Below are 20,421 nucleotides of genomic sequence, written 5' to 3' on the forward strand. Positions count from 1 at the left end.
TCCAGCGCGACCGGCCACTTGCGAAAGATAATCACGGACCATATCAGCGCAGCCAGTGCGGGTATCGCACCGATGTAACCGATTGTGGACATCGACCAGTGCAAACTGACCTGATTTCCCACCAGTGCGCCCGCGCCGATACCCAGATTAAAGATCCCGGAAAACAGCGCCATGGCGACGTCGGTGGCATCGGGTGCCAGCGCAAGCACTTTCACCTGCATCCCCAGACCTATCACCATAATGGCCACACCCCAGAAAATACTCAGTATGGCGAGGTGCATCTCGCTGTCAGCAGCTGGTAATAGCAGCACCAGGCACACCGTCAGTAACGCGATAGCCGCACTTATCAGCCCGGATGCATGCTGATTACCCAGCTTGCCAAAGATGAGGCTGCCGATAATGCCCGCCGCACCCAGAACCAGTAACAACACGGTCGCAAAATTGGCACTCAGTCCGGCAACGGTCTGAACAAAGGGTTCTATATAGCTGTAAGCCGTGTAGTGCGCGGTGACTACAATGACCGTCAATAAATAAATGCTCATCAGCGCCGGGCGGCGAAACAGCAGCGGCAGGCTTTTTAGCGAGCCTGAATGCTCACTGGGTAGTTTTGGCAGCAGTTTAATCAGACAGAGCAAGGTGACTAATGCGGCGACGCCGATAGCGAAGAAGGTTGTGCGCCAGCCAAAATACTGGCCGACGATACGGCCAATAGGCAGACCCAGCACCATCGCCAGCGCGGTCCCGGTAGCAATCAGGCTCAACGCCTGCGCACGTTTGCCGGCGGGTGCCATGCGAATCGCTAATGACGCGGTAATCGACCAGAAAATGGCGTGTGCGAAGGCAATACCAATACGGCTAATGACCAGCACGGTAAAGTTCCATGCCAGGAAAGAGAGCACATGACTGGCGATAAACAGCGCGAAAAGGCAAATCAGAAGTTTGCGTCGCTCCACCTGACTGGTAAGCAGCATAAACGGCAGTGACATCAGGGCAACGACCCAGGCATAGATGGTCAGCATGATCCCGACCTGCGCTGTTTGCATATTAAAGCTTTGCGCGATGTCGGAGAGCAAACCGACGGGAACAAACTCCGTGGTATTGAAAATAAAAGCGGCAATAGCCAGCGTAACGACCCGTAGCCACGCGACCTTGCGGGAAACAGTGTGTGTTGTCATATCAAATAAATTGGATTAGCTGCGAAAAGGTGAGGTCACGATCTTAAAACGGTTACTGGTGAAAATACAATCATTTCGTGATTCAAATCACATTTTTATGCCTAATGCCTGGAAAGGAGGGCCGGGTGAACTTGCTCCACCCGGCGTCAGCTAATCTGCATTCTGCGCCAGTTGGGGGTTCAACACCTCAATAAATGCTTCCAGCTGTCGCGTCATCGCTCCCCGACGCCAGACCAGCCATGTATTGAGCCAACGCCAGTTTTCACTCAACGGCCAGGCGTTAACTTGATGGTGTCCCGGCATACTTTCCAGCATCGATCGCGGAATCAGCGCAATTCCCGCCCCGGCAATCACGCAGGCGAGCATGCCGTGATACGACTCCATTTCATGGATGGTGCCCGGCATTGCGCGATCGGCGTGAAACCAGCTTTCAAAATGGCGGCGGTAAGAGCAGTTCGCGCGAAAGGCATAAATACTGCAGCCGTTAACGTCGCTGGCCCGCTGTATGGGGGCGTGTCCGTGAGGGGTAACGATCATCATCTCCTCAAGGTAGACCGGCATGCCTTCCAGTCCCGGGTGGGTGATCGGGCCATCGACAAAGGCGGCGCTCAGCGTCCCCTCCAGTACACCGTCCAGCATGGTGCCTGAAGGCCCTGTTGCCAACGCAAACTGGATTTTAGGGTAGCGTCGATTATATTCAGCCAGCGTCGCGGGAATGCGTACGGCAGCGGTGCTTTCCAGCGAACCGAGAGAGAACAGTCCCTGCGGCTCATCGCCAGCAACGACCATGCGTGCTTCCTCTACCAGGGCAAGGATCCGCTGGCTATAGCGCAAAAAATTGTGCCCGGACGGGGAAAGTCGCAGGCGCTGGTTTTCACGAATAAACAGATCGACGCCAAGGTCGGCTTCAAGCTGGCGAATACGCGTGGTGAGATTGGACGGCACACGATGTACCTTCGCGGCGGCCTGCGTAATGCTGCCGGTTTCCGCCACCGCATTGAACATTTCCAGTTGCGTCAGATCCATTATTTTTCTCTATTCGTGAATGGTGTAGTTAATATTATTCATTTTTCAGAAAGAGTAAATACGCTCATGATATGACCATACCCTGCAAAAAGAGAGACAGCTATGACCATCACATCAGCAACACATGCGATTTCCGTCAATCCTGTGAACGGCGAAAGGTTAACGGCGATGCCGTGGGCTAGTCGGGATGAGATTGCCCATGCGCTTGATCTGGCCGCCAGTGGATTTAATGAATGGAAACACACCACCGTGGCGCATCGGGCGCAGATGCTGCGCAAGGTTGGGCACGCTCTGCGCCAGCGTGCGGAAGAGATGGCGCAGTGTATCTCACGGGAAATGGGGAAACCGATAAAACAGGCTCGTGCAGAAGTGGCGAAATCCGCGGCGCTGTGTGACTGGTATGCAGAGCATGGACCTTTGATGCTTAATCCTGAACCAACACAGGTGGAGAATAACCAGGCGGTGATCGAATATCGTCCTCTGGGCACTATTCTGGCCGTTATGCCGTGGAACTTCCCGCTGTGGCAGGTCATGCGCGGTGCCGTGCCTATTTTATTGGCCGGGAATGGTTACCTGTTAAAGCATGCACCGAATGTAACCGGGTGTGCCGGTATTATTGCGCAGGCGTTTGCTGATGCCGGTATCCCGCAGGGGGTATATGGCTGGGTGAATGCCGATAACTCGGGCGTTAGCCAGATGATCAATGATCCGCGTATTGCCGCCGTTACGGTAACGGGAAGTGTGCGAGCCGGGGCGGCAATTGGTGCTCAGGCGGGGGCGGCGCTGAAGAAATGCGTGCTTGAACTGGGTGGATCCGATCCGTTCATTGTCCTTAACGATGCTGACCTCGATCTGGCCGTGAAGGCGGCAGTCGCCGGTCGTTATCAGAATACCGGGCAGGTTTGTGCGGCAGCGAAACGTTTTATTGTTGAGGAAGGGATTGCGGCAGAATTTACTCAGCGTTTTGTGGCGGCGGCCAGTGCGCTAAAAATGGGCGATCCTCTGAATGAGGAAAACGATCTCGGCCCAATGGCACGCGTTGATCTGCGTGATGAACTGCATCAGCAGGTTGAGGCTTCGCTGGCTCAAGGGGCGACGTTGTTACTCGGTGGCGAAAAAATTGCCGGAAAAGGTAACTACTATGCCATCACGGTTCTTGGCGACGTGACACCTGAGATGACCGCTTTCCGCCAGGAATTGTTCGGCCCGGTAGCAGCAATTACCGTTGCGAAGAACGCAGAGCATGCGTTAGTACTGGCGAATGAGAGTGATTTTGGCTTGTCGGCAACGATTTTCACCGCTGATGAGACGCTGGCGCAGAATATGGCTGCACGCCTGGAATGTGGCGGGGTATTTATCAATGGTTATAGTGCCAGTGATGCCCGCGTTGCGTTTGGCGGGGTGAAGAAAAGCGGTTTTGGTCGGGAGCTTTCGCACTTTGGCCTGCATGAGTTTTGTAACGTGCAGACCGTCTGGAAAAACCGTATCTAATCTTCAGGGTGTCTCCACACGGGACACCCGTCCACGCATATCATCTGCATCCTGACGCGGTGCATTCAGCTCTGTTATACTCGCAGGCCTTTCAGACCTGCGAGCAAGGAGCATGTTGTGGCCAGGGCCATGGACAATTCAATCTTAGAAACCATTGTGCAGCAGGTTCGCCCGCTGATTGGTCAGGGGAAGGTCGCTGACTACATCCCCGCATTAGCCTCCGTTGATGGTTCCAAACTGGGTATTGCCATTTGTACCGTTGATGGTCAGCACTATCAGGCGGGCGATGCGCAAGAACGTTTTTCAATTCAGTCGATCTCGAAGGTGCTCAGTCTGGTGGTGGCGATGCGTCATTATCAGGAAGATGAGATCTGGCAGCGAGTAGGCAAAGATCCGTCAGGACATCCGTTTAACTCTCTGGTACAGCTGGAAATGGAGCAAGGAATACCGCGCAACCCGTTTATTAATGCCGGGGCGCTAGTGGTTTGCGACATGCTGCAGGGGCGTCTGAGTGCGCCACGTCAACGCATGCTCGAAGTCGTACGGGCGCTAAGCGGTGTGCCGGATATCGCCTATGATGCGACAGTTGCCCGCTCTGAGTTTGAGCATTCGGCACGTAATGCGGCCATTGCCTGGCTGATGAAATCCTTTGGCAATTTTCAACATGATGTTGCCACCGTTCTGCAAAACTATTTCCACTACTGTGCGCTGAAAATGAGCTGCGTGGAGCTGGCGCGTACCTTTGTCTTTCTGGCTAATCAGGGGCATGCCTTTCATCTCAATGAACCGGTGGTCACGCCGATGCAGGCCCGACAAATTAATGCGCTGATGGCGACCAGTGGTATGTACCAGAACGCCGGTGAATTTGCGTGGCGAGTGGGGCTGCCGGCAAAATCCGGGGTGGGTGGTGGTATCGTGGCCATCGTGCCGCATGAAATGGCGATAGCGGTCTGGAGCCCGGAACTGGATCCGGCAGGGAATTCACTGGCAGGTATTGCGGTGCTGGAACAGTTAACCCAACAGATGGGGCGTTCGGTTTACTGATGAACTCGCTCGAACCGCTGTTTTCCCGACTGGCGAAATCGACCTTTCGTTCACGGTTTCGCCTTGGTGACAAAGAACGACGCTATTGTATGGAGAAAGGCGCGCCGGTGATTGAGCAACATGCCGCCGATTTTATTGCCAAACGCCTGGCGCCTGCATTCCCGGCCAACGACGGTAAGCAGACGTCGATGCGCGGGCATCCGGTATTTATTGCCCAGCATGCGACGGCAACCTGCTGTCGCGGCTGCCTGGCAAAATGGCATGATATTCCTCAAGGGCAGGCGCTAAGTGCAGAACAGCAACGTTACGTTGTCACGGTAATTTATCACTGGTTAGTGCGGCAAATGAACCAGCCATAGATAACATAATCCTATGATAAGACCCCTTGTGTTGCGAAAAAGTTAAACGCACTATCATGGGGACTATCTGAGGAGAAAAAAATGGCCACTGGTACCCCCTGCATCGTGCTGAGCGCACAACAGATTGTGTCGAGAATCGACGAGCTTTGTGACGTTCTTGAACAGTGCGTGAATGACGGTGCATCTGTAAGTTTTATACACCCCTTCAATCGCGATAAGTCACTGCCATTCTGGACGGGCGTTGCGCAAAGCGTTGCCCGTGGCGAGAGAATTGTGCTGGCGGCTGAAAACACGCAGGGTATCCTGGTGGGAACCGTCCAGCTTATTGTCGATCAACCTGAAAACCAACCGCATCGTGCCGACGTCGCCAAATTACTGGTACATCCGTCTGCACGACGAACGGGTATCGCCCGGGAATTGATGAATGCGCTGGAAACGTGTGCGCGTCAACAGCATAAAACTACGCTGGTGCTCGACACGGCCACCGGTAGCGCTGCGGAGTTGTTCTACCACAATTGCGGCTGGCAAAAAGCGGGCATGATCCCCAACTACGCCCAAATGCCGGACGGAACGCTGACGGGCACCACACTTTTCTATAAATCATTGTAATTTGTTACCAGGGATTGATCAAAACAGGGTTTCAAGGTATTAAAGTTTGCTAACCTATTGGACCAATTCAATCAGGTTGTATGACTAATCAAAAAGGGAACCCATTGTGCAAACACTAAATCGTCGCGATTTTCCCGGTGCTCACTATCCTGAACGCATCATTCAGTTTGGTGAAGGAAACTTCCTGCGCGCCTTTGTTGACTGGCAAGTTGATTTACTGAATGAACATACCGATCTGAATTCTGGTGTGGTCATTGTTCGTCCTATCGAAAGTACATTTCCGCCATCACTGAGCACGCAGGATGGTCTCTATACCACCATCATTCGTGGTCTGAATGAAAAGGGCGAGGCCGTCAGCGACGCGCGTTTAATTCGCTCGGTTAACCGTGAAATCAGCGTCTATAGTGAATACGATGAGTTCCTGAAACTGGCGCATAACCCTGATATGCGTTTTGTTTTCTCCAATACAACGGAAGCCGGGATCAGTTATCACGCGGGCGACAAGTTCGACGATGCGCCTGCGGTAAGCTATCCGGCCAAGTTGACCCGCCTGCTGTTTGAGCGTTACAGCCATTTTGACGGCGCGCTGGATAAAGGCTGGATAATCATTCCTTGCGAACTGATTGATTACAACGGCGATGCGCTGCGTGAACTGGTGCTGCGTTATGCGCAGGAGTGGGCGTTGCCGGACGCGTTCGTGCAGTGGCTGGACGCGGCTAACGCATTTTGTTCTACGCTGGTGGACCGCATCGTTACCGGTTACCCGCGTGACGAAGTGGCCACGCTGGAAGCCGAGCTGGGTTATCACGATGCCTTCCTCGATACTGCAGAGCACTTCTACCTGTTTGTGATTCAGGGGCCGAAGTCATTAGCGACTGAACTGCGTCTGGACAAATATCCGCTGAATGTACTGATTGTTGATGATATTAAGCCGTACAAAGAGCGTAAAGTTGCCATCCTTAACGGTGCGCACACCGCGCTGGTACCGGTAGCCTACCAGGCAGGGCTAGACACGGTGGGTGAGGCGATGAATGACGCAGAGATTTGCGCTTTTGTCGAAAAAGCCATTTACGAAGAGATCATTCCGGTGCTCGATTTACCGCGTGATGAGCTGGCATCATTCGCCAGCGCGGTGACCGGACGTTTCTGCAACCCGTACATCAAGCATCAGCTGTTGTCGATTGCCCTGAACGGAATGACTAAATTCCGCACGCGTATTTTGCCGCAGTTGCTGGCAGGGCAGCAGGCCAATGGTCAATTGCCGGCGCGTCTGACGTTTGCGCTGGCGGCGTTGATTGCTTTCTATCGCGGCGAGCGTAACGGTGAGTCTTATCCTGTTCAGGATGATGCCCACTGGATTGAGCGTTTCCAGCTGCTATGGAGTCAGCACCACGATCGTCAAATAAGCACGCAAGCGTTGGTCCACTCGGTACTGGCGGTCAACGAGCACTGGGAGCAGGATCTGACGCAGGTTCCCGGTCTGGTTGAACAGGTTTCTGCCGATCTGGACGCCATTCTGTCCAACGGTATGCGCGAAGCCGTGAAGCCACTGTGCTAAAATAGTCACATAATTACCCGGTTTAGGCCGGGTTTTTTATACTTAATTATTAGTTACAACATACAACGTGCTTCTTAAATTCAGTTACCTCTGAAACTATAGCGCCTCATTTGTTCAGACAGGTAAAAAGGCGGGATTTAGTGCGGTGAGGTGCTTGCAACATTGATCGCGATCACGTTTAATGGCGCGGCTTTCACATTTTCCGAAGATAACTATGATTGTTCGACCTCAACAACACTGGCTGCGTCTGATATTCGTCTGGCATGGTTCAGTGTTATCGAAGATTTTCTCGCGCCTGCTGCTGAATTTTCTGCTTTCCATTGCCGTTATCATCATGCTGCCATGGTATACGATGCTGGGTATCAAATTTACCCTGGCGCCATTCAGCATCCTGGGCGTCGCCATTGCTATCTTTTTAGGCTTTCGCAACAATGCCTGTTACTCGCGCTACGTTGAGGCTCGACACCTGTGGGGACAATTAATGATTGCCTCCCGTTCGTTACTGCGTGAGGTAAAAAACACATTACCGGACGACGTCGAGCTGGGGCAGTTTGTACGTCTGCAAATCGCCTTTGCCCACTGTTTACGCATGACCCTGCGTCGTAACCCGCAGGCGGAACCATTAGCGAAATATCTCAGTGCCTCAGATTTGCAAACTGTCTTTGCCTGCCAATCACCGGCCAACCGTATTCTGCTGTTGATGGGGGAGTGGTTAGCCGTACGCAGGCGTAATGGCGAGCTATCTGACATATTATTTCACAGTTTAAACAATAGATTAAATGATATGTCGGCGGTACTTGCAGGTTGTGAGCGGATTGCTAATACACCGGTGCCATTTGCCTATACCTTGATCCTGCATCGCACGGTCTATCTGTTTTGTATCATGCTGCCATTCGCATTGGTGGTCGATCTGCACTATATGACGCCGTTCATTTCCGTGCTGATTTCATATACGTTCATTTCTCTCGACACGTTGGCAGAAGAGCTTGAAGACCCGTTCGGCACGGAAAATAACGACTTGCCGCTGGATGCGATTTGTAATGCGATTGAAATTGATTTGCTGCAAATGAACGATGAAACGACTGTACCTGCTAAACATATGCCCGATAAGCACTATCAACTGACATAACCGAATCAATTTTCGCCATGTCCTTTTTGCCACCATACCGGCATCATATCGGAAAAAGAGTGAAACTGTGGCGCCAGATTCTCATCATCGGGATCGTCAAATCCCCCGGCTAACAGGGCAATAATCGGGGCGTCATCGATGGCGCCCACGGAACTACCACACTGTGGGCAAAAGGCTCGGCTGGATATTTCTGATGATCGCCAGGTAGCAGGTTGACCCGCAATGCCCGTCCATTCTACGTTTTCAGCGTTAAATTCAATCCACACTACGGTGGGCGCACCCGTATGTCTGCGGCAAATATCACAGGAGCAGGAATGTGAGTTGTTGGGATTCGTTGCGGTAAAGCGTACCGAACCACACAGGCAACCGCCAGAATAGATTTTAGACACGACGACTCTCTTCAGCGAAACGTTATCTGACACTAGCAGATGACAAGCCTCGCCACTAGAAGCACATCTTAAAAAAGCGATGGCACGCATATGCGATACCCGGTGTAAAGATAAAACAGACCATTAAATGAACGACAACCTGTGATTGTCAATACGAAGGCTTATTTATCTCCGCGGAGCGTAAGGCCATTCACAGAATAGATCATTGTCTCGATAAAACCGTTGAAAGTGTAATCATGGCGTTCGTATAAAAAATCCATGTCGTCAGGGGGATTAACCTGCTGACGCTTTAAAAGGATGTACGCACGATAATCAGGAGGATTATCTATGAAAAACTTTCAGCTAATGCCTGCAAAACGCCCCGGCCGATTAGCGATTATTCCCGGACTGCTGTTAGCGTCAACAGGTCTGCTGGTACCTGTAGACGCCATCGCAGAAGAACGGCTATGTGAACGTGAATCAGCCGCGTTATGCACGGAAAATAAAAGTAAAACTACACTGCAAGCCAGCCGCATATTATTGGCGGCCCAACCGTATACACCAGCCAATGCCACCAGTGATGCGATCATTAATAATAACGCCAGTGTTCTGTTATCAAATACTGAAAATACTGACGACGTCTGGAATACTTTTCGTGGCCTGATTGTTGGTAAAGATTCTGCAGGTGCGTTGGTCATTGATGGGCGCCAAATTTCTTCGCTTACAGGCTCAATTGGTCGGGGAAGTGCCGGCATTGTGACCCTGACCAATGGGGCAATCTGGATACTGAGAGGGGGAGATCTCGTTTTAGGGACTAACAGCGGCAGTGGCCGCTTATTGGTGGAGCTTGGCAGCCAAATAAGCGGAATTAATGAACTCCGCATCGGCGAATTTTATGCCGGCGCCTACGGCAGCGTCATGATTGACGGAACGGGATCTACTGTTAAAACGAACTGGGTCGTGGTGGGCGATCAGGACACCGGCAAGCTCGATATTCTTAATGGTGGGCAGGTGGTCGCAACCGAACACATGAATATTGGCTATGTTGGTAAAACAGATCGCAATAACTTGTTTGGTAACGGTGCCGTCAGGGTTGATGGTGAGGATTCGTTACTGGACGTCGCTAAGCCGATTTTGCTAGGGGGATACTGAACCGGCAACAATGATGCACGCGGCGTGCTAACCGTGAGTAATGGTGGCACGGTAAAATCCGGGAAATATTTATGGTTAGGCGTCGGTAAGGGAAGTACAGGCATTGTCAACGTAGGGTCTGAAGAGGGGGACGTCGCGCAGCGCGCTGGCGTCATTAACGTTCCGTGGATCTATCTTGGCGATACTGCCGACAATACCAGCACTGTTCAACTGAATTTTAATCATAACAGTGACGATTTTTCACTCGCAGCAGATATAACCGGACGTGGTCAGGTCAATCATAATGGTCCGGGAACGACATTATTGTCGGGAAATAATGCCTACACGGGCATCACGTCGCTACGCAACGGTACGCTGCGGGCTGGCAGCACGGATGCCTTTAGCCGCAACTCAGATTTCACTGTGGATGAGACGGCGACTGTCGATCTGAATGGTTTTAGTCAGACTATCCGCTCGCTGTCGCTCGACGGTATGCTCAGTTTTGGCCAGCCGGGAACGGACGAGGCACTAAAACGTTCCAATAGTATCCTGACCGTTAGCGGTAATTACAGCAGCAACAACGGTCTTCTTATCCTCAATACAACAGAAGATGCCGTGCAACAAAAAGCGGTGGTGAACCAACTTCACGTGATGGGGAATACATCAGGGACCACTCGTGTCGCTTTGCAGGCACTGGGCAGCCAGACGGTCAGTAATCTCAATGGTGCACGGGTAGTGCGGGTGGACGGCGAGTCAGGTGGTGAGTTTGTTGCAGTTGGCCGTTTGACCGCGGGCGCCTATGATTACGCACTACTGCGGGGAAATAATACGGATGACTCCGCACTCATTCCTGATTCGAATCATTGGTATTTGACCAATACGTGGACTCCTTCTGAAGAACCGATACGCGATCCAGAAGAACCAATATGTGACCCAGAAGAACCGGCTATTGATCCCGACACACCGGTGTTACCTGTCCAACAAGAAGAACCCGCATCTCACGATTCGGTTTTACGCCCTGAATTAGGCGCCTACCTTGCGAATAAATCGGCGGGAAATACGCTGTTTACGACACGTTTGCACGATCGCCTGGGCGAAAGTCACTATATTGACCCCATAACGGGTGAGTCAGACGTGACCAGCATGTGGTTACGCAACGTCGGTGGGCATACCCGGTTTCGTGATAGTAGCGGGCAGCTGAAGACGCAAAGTAACCGTTATGTTCTGCAAATAGGTGGTGATGTCGCACAATGGAGTTCAGACGAGGTTGAGCGCTGGCATCTGGGCGTCATGTTCGGCTACGCAAACAGCCAAAGTAATACGCGGTCAGACGTCAGCCATTACCGCGCTGACGGTTCGATATCAGGTTACAGCGCCGGATTGTACGCAACCTGGTATGCCAACAATGTGGAGAAAAGCGGGAGATATCTTGACAGCTGGATGCTTTATAACTGGTTTGATAACACCGTTCGCGGTGAACAACTGGCGACAGAGAAATATCGTTCACGGGGGGTGACCGCCTCGCTTGAAGCAGGATATGCCTTTAAGTTGAAGGAGACGGCACGCCTGAGTTACTGGCTACAACCCCAGGTTCAGTTGACCTGGATGGACGTATCGTCTGACGATCATCAGGAGGCAAACGGCACCGTGATCCGAGATAAAGGCAAAGGGAATCTGCAAAGCCGGTTGGGGGTTAAAGCGTATTTGCGAGGCTATAACCAACGCGATGAAGGAAAAGAACGGCTTTTTCAGCCATTTATTGAAACTAACTGGCTTCATAATTCCCGAAATTATTCGATATCAATGAATGAAATACAGGGTGACGTTGATGGCGCAAAAAATATCGCTGAACTCAGAGCAGGTGTTGAAGCGAAAGTAAATACGCGTCTGCACCTTTGGGGAAACGTAGGTCAACAAATTGGCGACAGTGGTTACAGTGATTCTCAGGCAATGTTCGGTGTGAAGGTGTTATTCTGACAACACCCCGCATCCTAAATCAGGATGCGGGGTGTTTATTTCGCCACTACCATTCGCACGCGGAAAACGTATTAACCAAAAGTGTTAATTCACAAATCGCATAATAATCTTACGGTGTGAAAATATACCGACAGGCGTGTTACAAGGTTATTTCATCTAACTAAAAGACAGTGGTTAAGATCAATTGATTCCTGCGTACTATCATGTAAAAAAGTAATGGCTCGTCGAATCGCTAATATCTCTTTATTGATCATCTTAAAATCAACACTGCATTAACCCATGAGATATATTTCATTCCCGCTTTTTACAATAAAGCATTTGACGTTGCTTATCCTCTCTTTATGAATAGTGAATAAACAGGTTAATTTTATGATAAATCAGTCAAATAGGGCAGGTGAACAGTCCCAACAAAAACACCATGGTCATTTTCATATTCCAGACGAGATCCGCCATCTTGGTGATATGTCGCTTTACAGGGCGGTAGCCTGGTGGGGTTTTCTGCGTAAAACTGAGTTTACTCGGGATGATGTTAGCCAGGCGTTTCAGATAGATTTGAGACGTTCCAGTGGCATACTTAGCTATATTTGTCATCGACATGGGTATGATGATATCACATTTGAAATGCGTAAAATCCCAGTACAGGGCGGTTGTTGTCAACTTGCCGTACGAATTCTCAAGGTAGCAACGTCCCCGACATCGGTAAGAAAATCAGAAAAAAGCAGCAATACCAGAAAGGACGTGAAAACAAACAATCAACTGGACCAGCTTATGGCCCGTTGGATGTTATCAAGGCCGACTGGTAATAATGCAACACAATTGGAAGCATGGAAAGCGGGGTGCCCAATTTATGATAATATCAAATTCACCGAAGAGTAATTGTTGAATAGTCACTTTTCGAAATAAAATAATACCAACTAAATACTATTTCTATTTACCTACATTAGCCTCTGCAATGAAAGGCCAATGCAAGTATAAGGGGATTAAAAATCGCGTCTGGCAACAATAAACAAGCGTGGGAATGCCAGCAGGATTTTGCCATTTTCCTGCAGCGGATATTGCTCCTGTAGAAGTTCATGGTATCGAGCCAGATACTTTCGTTGCTCACTTTCGCTCAGATCTTGCAACCAAGGACGTAAGCCTGTCGCACTGACCCAGTCGATAATCGACTGATGTGAATCCATAATGTGGTAATAGGTCGTGCGCCAAATATCAACGTCACATCCCGCTTCAGTCAAAATATCATAATAAGCATGCACGCCGGGAAGAGGCGATCGACCGCGATCGGGATAATCCTGCTCATAGGCGACTTCACGCATTAAAATATGTGTCGGCTCCAGCCAGTTATCCGGCATTTGCACAGCAAGTACGCCGTTACGGTGTAACTGCGAGACAAGATATGGGAATAATTCGTAGTGATCGGGTACCCACTGTAATGAAGCATTCGCATAAAGCAGATCAAGAGGTTGCTCCGCCCGGAACTCGCTGATATCTGTTTCAACAAAATGACAGTTCGGTAAGGTTGCACGCGCCTCGTTGAGCATATTTGGCGAAGAGTCCACGCCTGTTATGTTGGCCGAAGGCCATCGTTGATACAGTAATGACGTGCTATTTCCCGGACCGCACCCCAGATCGGCGACTGAACGAACATTTTCTAACGCTACTCTGCTCAATAATTCTGCTGCGGGTCTTGAGCGTTCGCTGCCATATTGCAGATAAAGTGCAGGGTTCCAGTCGGCCATGTAGCTATCTCCTGTGTAAGATGAGATCGTATTCAATCTTCACGTTAAGCGTACGACATTATGGCTGTATTTGCTGAAGCGGGAAGGGCGCAGTAAAGTGTCTAGTGCGTAGAATAACGCTGAGTGATGATGTAAACATAATGGTAAGGAATGCAATATGATTGAAACATCAAGGCTCATTTTAAGGCAGTGGGGAAAAACAGATATGGCAGCATTTGCCGATCTGAATGCAGACCCAGATGTGATGCGCTTTTTTCCGGCACCGATGACGAGACAGGAGAGCGACAGTCTGGCAGAGAGATTCAGGGACGGAATAGAACAACGCGGCTGGGGTTTTTGGGCCGTTGAATCCAAAGAAACGCATGAATTTGTTGGCTGTGTCGGTCTGCACCCGCAGCCTGATAAATTTCCATTTTCTCCCTGTACCGAAATTGGCTGGCGTCTCAGCAAAACGTACTGGCATCAAGGGTTAGCCATGGAGGCCGCTGAAGCCTGTCTGCAATATGCTTTTACGGTTCTGATGCTGGATGAAGTCGTATCATTTACATCGGTACTCAACAAACCTTCAGAACACTTAATGAAACGGCTTGGTATGAAAAAAGTGGAAGAGTTTCCGCATCCAGCGTTGCCGGCAAATCATCGGCTGTCCCTGCATGTTCTGTATCGAATCCAAAAGATTTCTGTATTGGTTAATTCTGAAGGCCAAGGATGAAAATGAGAGACAGTATTCGAGCAAAGATAGTGAAGGTATGTGAAGCCAAGATAGCGTTCAGAGTCTATCAACAACCAGACCAAGGATGACCATAAAGTGCTGGATTCTGTCTGATCTCACATTGGTGCGCATAATGTATTGAACATGTTAAATGGCTGCACGAAGTGCGGACATTTAGCCTTCTGCACGCAACCATCAGGCGGTTACGAATAATTCTGGAATTACAGATACGCCCTCTACGTGATTAAATGGATGCAACAATACACCCTTCATTTTGTGGATATTTTATAGCATTCTCACTAGCTTACAGCAATGCAATCTACGCAAGGATTTCTGCTTTCCCATTGAAGTTTGAGCCAGTTCAGGTAGCGAACAAAAGTCAGTGCATCACCATCAGTCATATAGGTGTTTCGTTGAATTTTGCAGGTAATCGGATAGAATGTAACCGTACCATAGGGCGTTTCTGATATTATTATCCTCATGTTTCCATTAAACGTTACCTCATAATTAATTTTGTTTTTATTAAGAATGTCTTCGGCATCAAAAATAATATCATCCCGAACTTTATTTATTGCATGATAATTCTTGCCAGATATTTTCATCGCTGAGCGTCTTAACCCGGCTTCTTTTGCATTCTCAGCTATAGTAATGAAGCAAACAGTCTCAGGGGAGTAAATTCTTCGATGAGAATAGTCTTTATCCAACTCATATTCTCCGGGATTTATTTTCCATCGGGTATAGCCATGAAGTTTTGGAAGGTCATCGCAGAAATACTGAAAGTTATGCCATCTTTCACAAACAGTCACACCTTTATATCCTTTAAAATATTGTTTCCCTTTAACTGTCATGTAGCACCTTGCCAGCATGTTATGCCATAGAATGAATGACCTTGTTCTCTGGTGACTTCTGGCATTTTCAATAGTGGAGTGTCTTCCATTTCCAATATATCCCACATCATAATAACGCGGCCTCATCAATAATGTTATTCGTTCCTCTTCTGAGGACGGAAAGGCATCATCTGAAACTGCACCCGATTTAATATGCGTACCATAAGCCTCCTTAACTATGCCACTATCCTTAAATTCCACAACATAATATCCACGCCTTGATTTGTCTTCCGAACGACCAAGAATGGAGCATTCACCATTATGCTTCGTGGTAAATACAGCGCCTGGAAACAAAGTGTTATGGCTGTAGTTCTGATGATATTTCTTATTTCGAAAGTAAGTCATCTGACATTTCCTGGGTGACGAATGAAAAGGGGAAAAAGAATCGGGTCGGGTCCTACTTTTCCCTTTACCTTCTGTCAGGCCAGCACTCCGGGTGGAGGTCAGGAATTAAATTAAAGAATCCATTCAAAAAATAAAAATTAAAAATAATACAGACAATGCAATGTGACAGGTATCGTAGCACTCTACCAGTGCCGCTCTGCGACTGTCACTGAGTGGGCGTGGCATTCATGCCTTATCATGCACCAGTGCGCTCAGAATGCGCTACAGGCACTGTAAATACGAGTCAGGGCAGGGTGTGCTGAGCCTGTCTGATGGCAGGATTCCGGCATATACGGCGCTGTTCATTTATACAGTTAAATGAAATTGGTATAAATTGTGACCAGAGGTTGCGTGGGGGCGATTATGGGCTGTTTTAGGGCTAAAGCATGGTTTTGTACTGGCTGTAGCCCTTTAATGGCTCGTGATGCGTTATATGAATCAGATTATGCTGATGTGCTGCGCCGGAATTACCCGATAGGGTGGAGAGATAAAAAATAAATATGATTTATTTACAGATTTAAATATCCGTGATAGCATCGCCGCAAGGTTTGCCGGGGTTAATGTTTTATATATATCTATTCCTGCTTTGTTATCTTCACTGGTTCTCTGTACTTGTTTACTCTGTATCTCTCTATTGTCTTAATATTATCCCAATATTGCTCCAGTATTTAGCCCTCCGCAGGAGAGCCATACGGCTTGAGTTATAAAAGAATAAATTAAAAATAATAAATTTAAAAAATAAAGAGTCCTCAAATCAATGAAGACTCTTTGGTGTGGTTACAATCAGAACTTCACATCTCTTAAGTCAATCGATGTGTCATCCCTGAGTGAATCCATCTTATCAATTTCTTTTGCTTTCCGTAATGACTGTAACTCCTTGAGTATGGATTTCAAAAGGTCAGCCTGAACAAACTGGATAACTTTTGCCTCATAAGCCGTGATGCTTTTAATTACCCATATGCCACAAATAACAGTAATGATAATTTTGGCAGAGTCCATACTGATGAGAGCATAACTTCGAATAAGGTTAATCAGGAGCGGGTCATTTGTTCCGATGATATACAACCAGACAAGAATTGTAATTGTAAGATTGATGACTAAAGAGAGTTTTGACAGATGCTTTGTTAAAAATGAGCTGTTCATTTATTTTCTCGCATTCTTCCATTCGTTTGATTTACAAAACCCGGATATCAATAAGGGAAGGGTGGCTGACTTATTCATGCAGCACCTCCCTGTAAAATACAATCAAGTCCCATTGCATCTGTACCCCAGAGTTTGATGTCTGGCTCACCACCTGAGGCTCCTTGTGTGCTCATGTCCAGTACGAGAATGTAGAAGTTGTTCCTGTCCACATCAAACTCATAGTTAATAAGTGGAGCACCGCTGGTCTGATAAACAGACTGCTGAATGTTCTGAATGCGTTTTTCGGAAATCAGTTTTCCCCGATGGAACAGCTTGATGATACCCGCATCTTTCCTGTAACTCAGAAATCCACTTTCGGCACTTCCGGTAACGTGTCGCTCAACGCTCCAGCCATCACGGCAGACAATATTATCAGCCATTGCTGGCGCAGAAAGTGACGAGCCTGCCGCAACGGCAAGAGTCAGCATCAGTCGTTTCATTTAAATCAGTCCTCAAAGATAAAGCAACAAGGCGACCCGTAATCCCGGTGAAGGCCGCAAGACATTTCAATCGTTATGCGCAGCAGAGAGCACATACAACACAGCAGACCAAGGATGACCATAAAGCGCTGGATTCTGTCTGGTTCCACATTGGTGCGCATAATGTATATTATGTTAAATGCAAAAGAACATGTAAATATGGCGTGTTAATGCAGTCTGAATCGTGCCTGTCCGTTTGCTCCCTTCCCTGTCGTGACGCTGCGTGAATTCTGCAGATTTTCACCAGTAATCCTGCACACGATTTCACGCAGCACACCACGCAGACATAAAAAAACCGGCCATTGTGGCCGGTTCGTCGTGACGGTTTCTGACTTAATGTATTTTTGCCTGGGCCGCTGCTTTCTCAGACTGACGCTCTGCAGCTCTGACAACGGCCATAAACGCTTTGACACCCGGATCCACATCCGGCGACAACATGCGCATAATTGATTTTGAATTCCTGCCGACCTCGTCTGAAATCGCTGGATAACCGCACGTGACCTTAATCAGCGTGCGCAGCATTCCTTTTGCGACTTCGATTTCACCGGCCAGGATTAACTCGTGGATCTCCTGGATAATCTGAACACGTGACCCGATGTCCTCTTTAAGCAGGTTTTCCCACATTTTTTCGATGTCATGCGCGGCCATGTTTTTTACTCCTCAGATAATCAGCCCGATATTTTTCGGCGGCGTCCAGGTCGTTATTTTGCCGGTCCTTGAAACCGGCACACAGTAAAATGACAATCTCGTCGCCGTCCTGCATCAGATACACCCGAATGGCAATGCAGGCACATTATTTATCGTCTGAAATCGTTTTGCATTCACACTTGCCACCTACACTGGCAGCGGTCAGACATAATTCACCGGTTATCGGTTCGTATTTTAGCGTTGCACCTGGCATGACCTGCGCGTGTGTAACCGTGCCGCCGCCTGACCTGTTTGTTTTTGTATACGACGCCGCCGAGAACCCAAAAAGTTACAGTGTAACTTTCCCAGAATATATTTACTGAACATCAGTGATCCTGCCAGCGGCGACAGAATCCCACACCCGACGCCCTGACGACCCCGCCTGATAAACGCTTGTGACGATGCCCTCGAAACTGATTTCAGGCTGATTCGTTACGATACCGTCAGCAATTTTTATAACCTGTCTCCAGTGCCGCTTCCGCCACGTCGCGCGACAGCTCGTAACCCTCGCTCGTCTTGGCATCAAAGGTGATGGCAAGTCCGGATTCGGTGACAATAATTGCAGTGTTACTTTGTGAGGGTTTAACCTGCCGTTGCTGATTGCCGTCATATTTAATTAACGAATCAATTTAAATGTGTTTATATACTAGACATGATGCTTTAAAAAACATTTGCTATAGGTAGTGTGCGTAGGTGTATGATGACTGCACTTTTAATATTTCAAAGGGAGTGATTATGGCTTTTAAAGAGTTTGCAACGTTTGGTACTTTAATAACACCCAAAATACTCGTCGCCGTTTACTGGGTATTAACTATTATTTATATTATCGCTGCTGTTATATTTGCATTTAACGGTAATTTTAGCGCCTGTGGTTTAAGTATTCTTGTTTTAGTTATTACTCGCATTTCATTTGAACTGATAATGATTTCGTTTAAAAATAACGAATTTCTGTTCCGCATTTGTAATGCATTAGAAAAAGACAAGCAATAAACATCAGCCCCGCATTGACGCGGGGCTTTTTTTAGTCTGACACAGCGCCCGCTGTTTCTGCCAGATTAAAAGGTAGCTGCCGAACATAGAAGAAAATATACTCCCGCCGTTCCCGTCCATCTATGATTTGAAATCACTTATCACTTCACACACAAGCCACACTGCCGCCCCAACCCACATCCACCACTCTTATGAATTCAGCTCATAGCGCCTATTTAAGCAGCGTAATTATCTTTAACCGCAACTTCGTTAATCTGGGTCTATCGCGTGAACACGCAAGCGGAAAGTGGCGACAGCTAATGGACACACCCCAGCCTGCAAGGCTGGGGCTTCATTAGAGGCTAACTAAATATTCTTATCGAAGAAGACGTCTAACTTTTGCATTGCCTGGTCAACGTATTTGGGCACCCAATACGTCTCGATATGGGTAGCGCCATCGATCAGGAAGAGTTCTTTGTCCTTCGTACCGGTGGCTTTCGCGAACGCATCTTCAGTCATATAGAGCGTATCCGCTTTTGTACCGGCAATCATCAGCAGCGGTTTATTAATGAGATTGATATGGTCCGTGACGTCAAAGCTCATCAAATCCAGAAGACTACTGGTGGTGTATTTAAACGTGGAGTTTGGGTGGGCGTGGGTTTTCCAGTAGTACTCGTAGCCCTGGCGATACAAGGCAAAAGGTAATTTAGCAATCTGTTCATCAGTCAGGTTGGCATCGCCGGAGTAAAGCACTTCTCCTCCGGCAGCTTCCTGAGCACGTGCATCGGAAGCCTGCTGAAGACGCTGCTGGATAGTATCCAGCTGTGAATCCTGCATACCGTTACGGCGCACTAGGCCTGAATTAAACATGCTGATGGTGGCTATCGATTTGAACCGCTTGTCAGTTTCAGCCGCAACAAGTGAATACCCGCCGCCTCCGCAAATACCCAGCAGACCAAGGCGGGCGGTATCCACACCAGGATACTGGCTGATGTAGTCAGCCATGCCGTGGATATCCTCAATGCGATTAGCGGGTTTATCCACGCTGCGCGGCATCCCACCGCTAGCGCCCTGATATGCCGCGTCGGCGGTAATTGTGATGTAACCCTGCTCGGCGAGACGCTGGGCATACAACCCGGCGACCTGTTCTTTTACGCCGCCATTAGGATGCGCGACCACCACGGCAGGGTATTTTTTGGCGGGATCGTAGTTAGCTGGGGTATAGACATTCGCAGCAATCTGGATGCCGTGCAGATCGTATTTCACGGGGTGAATGTTGACCTTGCCTTTGATGTTCTCAGTAATGGCACCGTCATAAACGAGTGTGAATGGATTTTTTTTGTAATCAGCCGCATTGACTGAGGTCACTCCAGCCATTGCCGTGAGTAACATTGCACTAATAAGCGTGAATTTCATGGTCTCTCCCGATGAGTGTCGGCCTGGTTATTCAGGCTCGCGGAATCAATTTTCAGGCTCAGATTAGGCGGAGAGGGCTGTCAGCATCGTGACAGGAAA

21 protein-coding genes are annotated in these 20,421 nt (G+C 48.8%); 11 read left to right on the forward strand and 10 right to left on the reverse strand.

The features are described 5' to 3' along the window. On the reverse strand, positions 1-1,175 hold a 1,175-nt coding region (locus FDX01_RS15755; RefSeq protein WP_137400163.1), incomplete at its 3' end, for a sugar transporter. Positions 1,176-1,325: 150 nt separating this feature from the next. Then, a complete protein-coding gene (locus FDX01_RS15760) occupies positions 1,326-2,201 on the reverse strand; it encodes a LysR family transcriptional regulator (protein ID WP_115258521.1) in 876 nt (291 codons plus the stop codon). Positions 2,202-2,303: 102 nt separating this feature from the next. On the opposite strand from FDX01_RS15760, the gene sad reads away from it, so the two are divergent. The 6 genes from sad to FDX01_RS15790 all read left to right on the forward strand — a co-directional run bounded on the left by sad (position 2,304) and on the right by FDX01_RS15790 (position 8,391). Beyond that, positions 2,304-3,692 carry a succinate-semialdehyde dehydrogenase gene (gene sad, locus FDX01_RS15765; protein ID WP_137363284.1) on the forward strand — a complete coding sequence of 463 codons (1,389 nt, stop codon included), beginning with the start codon at positions 2,304-2,306 and terminating at the stop codon, positions 3,690-3,692. Between the two features lie 117 nt (positions 3,693-3,809). Then, positions 3,810-4,736, forward strand: coding sequence for a glutaminase B (glsB, locus tag FDX01_RS15770; protein WP_096757076.1), 927 nt, complete (start codon positions 3,810-3,812; stop codon positions 4,734-4,736). Beyond that, positions 4,736-5,095: a DUF4186 domain-containing protein gene (locus FDX01_RS15775; RefSeq protein ID WP_137400112.1), complete on the forward strand. Its 360-nt coding sequence runs from the start codon at positions 4,736-4,738 to the stop codon at positions 5,093-5,095. Before glsB ends, FDX01_RS15775 begins: the two co-directional genes overlap by 1 nt. 81 nt (positions 5,096-5,176) lie before the next feature. Continuing rightward, a complete protein-coding gene (locus FDX01_RS15780; protein WP_135912062.1) occupies positions 5,177-5,704 on the forward strand; it encodes a GNAT family N-acetyltransferase in 528 nt (175 codons plus the stop codon). Between the two features lie 106 nt (positions 5,705-5,810). Beyond that, positions 5,811-7,262 carry a tagaturonate reductase gene (locus FDX01_RS15785; protein WP_137400113.1) on the forward strand — a complete coding sequence of 484 codons (1,452 nt, stop codon included), beginning with the start codon at positions 5,811-5,813 and terminating at the stop codon, positions 7,260-7,262. 214 nt (positions 7,263-7,476) lie between these two features. Beyond that, positions 7,477-8,391, forward strand: coding sequence for a bestrophin family protein (locus FDX01_RS15790; protein WP_161959037.1), 915 nt, complete (start codon positions 7,477-7,479; stop codon positions 8,389-8,391). 5 nt (positions 8,392-8,396) lie between these two features. Here FDX01_RS15790 and FDX01_RS15795 read toward each other — a convergent pair whose 3' ends face one another. After that, complete coding sequence (locus FDX01_RS15795) at positions 8,397-8,780, reverse strand: GFA family protein (protein WP_115258515.1); 384 nt, start codon at positions 8,778-8,780, stop codon at positions 8,397-8,399. A 327-nt stretch (positions 8,781-9,107) separates the two neighbouring features. Here FDX01_RS15795 and FDX01_RS15800 point away from each other — a divergent pair, with 327 nt between their 5' ends. The 3 genes from FDX01_RS15800 to FDX01_RS15810 all read left to right on the forward strand — a co-directional run bounded on the left by FDX01_RS15800 (position 9,108) and on the right by FDX01_RS15810 (position 12,743). Further along, complete coding sequence (locus FDX01_RS15800; RefSeq protein ID WP_137400114.1) at positions 9,108-9,911, forward strand: hypothetical protein; 804 nt, start codon at positions 9,108-9,110, stop codon at positions 9,909-9,911. Between the two features lie 33 nt (positions 9,912-9,944). Then, positions 9,945-11,867: an autotransporter outer membrane beta-barrel domain-containing protein gene (locus FDX01_RS15805; protein ID WP_170974783.1), complete on the forward strand. Its 1,923-nt coding sequence runs from the start codon at positions 9,945-9,947 to the stop codon at positions 11,865-11,867. A 369-nt stretch (positions 11,868-12,236) separates the two neighbouring features. Continuing rightward, positions 12,237-12,743 (forward strand): CaiF/GrlA family transcriptional regulator, encoded by a 507-nt coding sequence (locus FDX01_RS15810; protein WP_137400116.1) that lies wholly within the window; start codon positions 12,237-12,239, stop codon positions 12,741-12,743. 104 nt (positions 12,744-12,847) lie between these two features. Here the strand turns inward: FDX01_RS15810 and tam are convergent, their stop codons facing one another. After that, a complete protein-coding gene (gene tam, locus FDX01_RS15815) occupies positions 12,848-13,606 on the reverse strand; it encodes a trans-aconitate 2-methyltransferase (RefSeq protein WP_117343113.1) in 759 nt (252 codons plus the stop codon). A gap of 157 nt (positions 13,607-13,763) precedes the next feature. Here tam and FDX01_RS15820 point away from each other — a divergent pair, with 157 nt between their 5' ends. Then, positions 13,764-14,318, forward strand: coding sequence for a GNAT family N-acetyltransferase (locus tag FDX01_RS15820; RefSeq protein WP_137400117.1), 555 nt, complete (start codon positions 13,764-13,766; stop codon positions 14,316-14,318). Positions 14,319-14,617: 299 nt separating this feature from the next. On the opposite strand, the gene FDX01_RS15825 is transcribed toward FDX01_RS15820, so the two are convergent. From FDX01_RS15825 to FDX01_RS24105, 5 genes are all read right to left on the reverse strand, one after another. Beyond that, positions 14,618-15,550 (reverse strand): hypothetical protein, encoded by a 933-nt coding sequence (locus FDX01_RS15825; protein WP_137400118.1) that lies wholly within the window; start codon positions 15,548-15,550, stop codon positions 14,618-14,620. 822 nt (positions 15,551-16,372) lie between these two features. After that, positions 16,373-16,732 carry a hypothetical protein gene (locus tag FDX01_RS15830; protein ID WP_137400119.1) on the reverse strand — a complete coding sequence of 120 codons (360 nt, stop codon included), beginning with the start codon at positions 16,730-16,732 and terminating at the stop codon, positions 16,373-16,375. 74 nt (positions 16,733-16,806) lie between these two features. Further along, positions 16,807-17,211 (reverse strand): hypothetical protein, encoded by a 405-nt coding sequence (locus tag FDX01_RS15835; protein ID WP_063929960.1) that lies wholly within the window; start codon positions 17,209-17,211, stop codon positions 16,807-16,809. Positions 17,212-17,583: 372 nt separating this feature from the next. Then, a complete protein-coding gene (locus FDX01_RS15840) occupies positions 17,584-17,898 on the reverse strand; it encodes a hypothetical protein (RefSeq protein WP_135912058.1) in 315 nt (104 codons plus the stop codon). Next, positions 17,885-18,013 carry a hypothetical protein gene (locus FDX01_RS24105; protein ID WP_255432753.1) on the reverse strand — a complete coding sequence of 43 codons (129 nt, stop codon included), beginning with the start codon at positions 18,011-18,013 and terminating at the stop codon, positions 17,885-17,887. Before FDX01_RS24105 ends, FDX01_RS15840 begins: the two co-directional genes overlap by 14 nt. Before the next feature lie 659 nt (positions 18,014-18,672). Here FDX01_RS24105 and FDX01_RS15845 point away from each other — a divergent pair. Then, on the forward strand, positions 18,673-18,927 hold the full coding sequence (locus FDX01_RS15845) for a hypothetical protein (protein ID WP_117342769.1): 255 nt from the start codon (positions 18,673-18,675) through the stop codon (positions 18,925-18,927). Positions 18,928-19,272: 345 nt separating this feature from the next. Here the strand turns inward: FDX01_RS15845 and FDX01_RS15850 are convergent, their stop codons facing one another. Beyond that, positions 19,273-20,298: an alpha/beta hydrolase gene (locus FDX01_RS15850; protein WP_249360999.1), complete on the reverse strand. Its 1,026-nt coding sequence runs from the start codon at positions 20,296-20,298 to the stop codon at positions 19,273-19,275. Positions 20,299-20,421 lie beyond the last annotated feature (123 nt).

The sequence above is a fragment of the Citrobacter sp. wls613 genome, assembly GCF_005281195.1.
In the GTDB taxonomy this organism is placed as follows: Bacteria; Pseudomonadota; Gammaproteobacteria; order Enterobacterales; family Enterobacteriaceae; genus Citrobacter; species Citrobacter gillenii.

Excerpts from the sequence above, each read along its gene's own strand:
- FDX01_RS15760 (WP_115258521.1), bottom strand. The coding sequence starts at position 2,201 with ATGGATCTGACGCAACTGGAAATGTTCAATGCGGTGGCGGAAACCGGC.
- sad (WP_137363284.1), top strand. The coding sequence starts at position 2,304 with ATGACCATCACATCAGCAACACATGCGATTTCCGTCAATCCTGTGAAC.
- FDX01_RS15775 (WP_137400112.1), top strand. The coding sequence starts at position 4,736 with ATGAACTCGCTCGAACCGCTGTTTTCCCGACTGGCGAAATCGACCTTT.
- FDX01_RS15780 (WP_135912062.1), top strand. The coding sequence starts at position 5,177 with ATGGCCACTGGTACCCCCTGCATCGTGCTGAGCGCACAACAGATTGTG.
- FDX01_RS15790 (WP_161959037.1), top strand. The coding sequence starts at position 7,477 with ATGATTGTTCGACCTCAACAACACTGGCTGCGTCTGATATTCGTCTGG.
- FDX01_RS15800 (WP_137400114.1), top strand. The coding sequence starts at position 9,108 with ATGAAAAACTTTCAGCTAATGCCTGCAAAACGCCCCGGCCGATTAGCG.
- FDX01_RS15810 (WP_137400116.1), top strand. The coding sequence starts at position 12,237 with ATGATAAATCAGTCAAATAGGGCAGGTGAACAGTCCCAACAAAAACAC.
- tam (WP_117343113.1), bottom strand. The coding sequence starts at position 13,606 with ATGGCCGACTGGAACCCTGCACTTTATCTGCAATATGGCAGCGAACGC.
- FDX01_RS15820 (WP_137400117.1), top strand. The coding sequence starts at position 13,764 with ATGATTGAAACATCAAGGCTCATTTTAAGGCAGTGGGGAAAAACAGAT.
- FDX01_RS15825 (WP_137400118.1), bottom strand. The coding sequence starts at position 15,550 with ATGACTTACTTTCGAAATAAGAAATATCATCAGAACTACAGCCATAAC.
- FDX01_RS15830 (WP_137400119.1), bottom strand. The coding sequence starts at position 16,732 with ATGAACAGCTCATTTTTAACAAAGCATCTGTCAAAACTCTCTTTAGTC.
- FDX01_RS15835 (WP_063929960.1), bottom strand. The coding sequence starts at position 17,211 with ATGAAACGACTGATGCTGACTCTTGCCGTTGCGGCAGGCTCGTCACTT.
- FDX01_RS15840 (WP_135912058.1), bottom strand. The coding sequence starts at position 17,898 with ATGGCCGCGCATGACATCGAAAAAATGTGGGAAAACCTGCTTAAAGAG.
- FDX01_RS24105 (WP_255432753.1), bottom strand. The coding sequence starts at position 18,013 with ATGCAGGACGGCGACGAGATTGTCATTTTACTGTGTGCCGGTTTCAAG.
- FDX01_RS15845 (WP_117342769.1), top strand. The coding sequence starts at position 18,673 with ATGGCTTTTAAAGAGTTTGCAACGTTTGGTACTTTAATAACACCCAAA.
- FDX01_RS15850 (WP_249360999.1), bottom strand. The coding sequence starts at position 20,298 with ATGTTACTCACGGCAATGGCTGGAGTGACCTCAGTCAATGCGGCTGAT.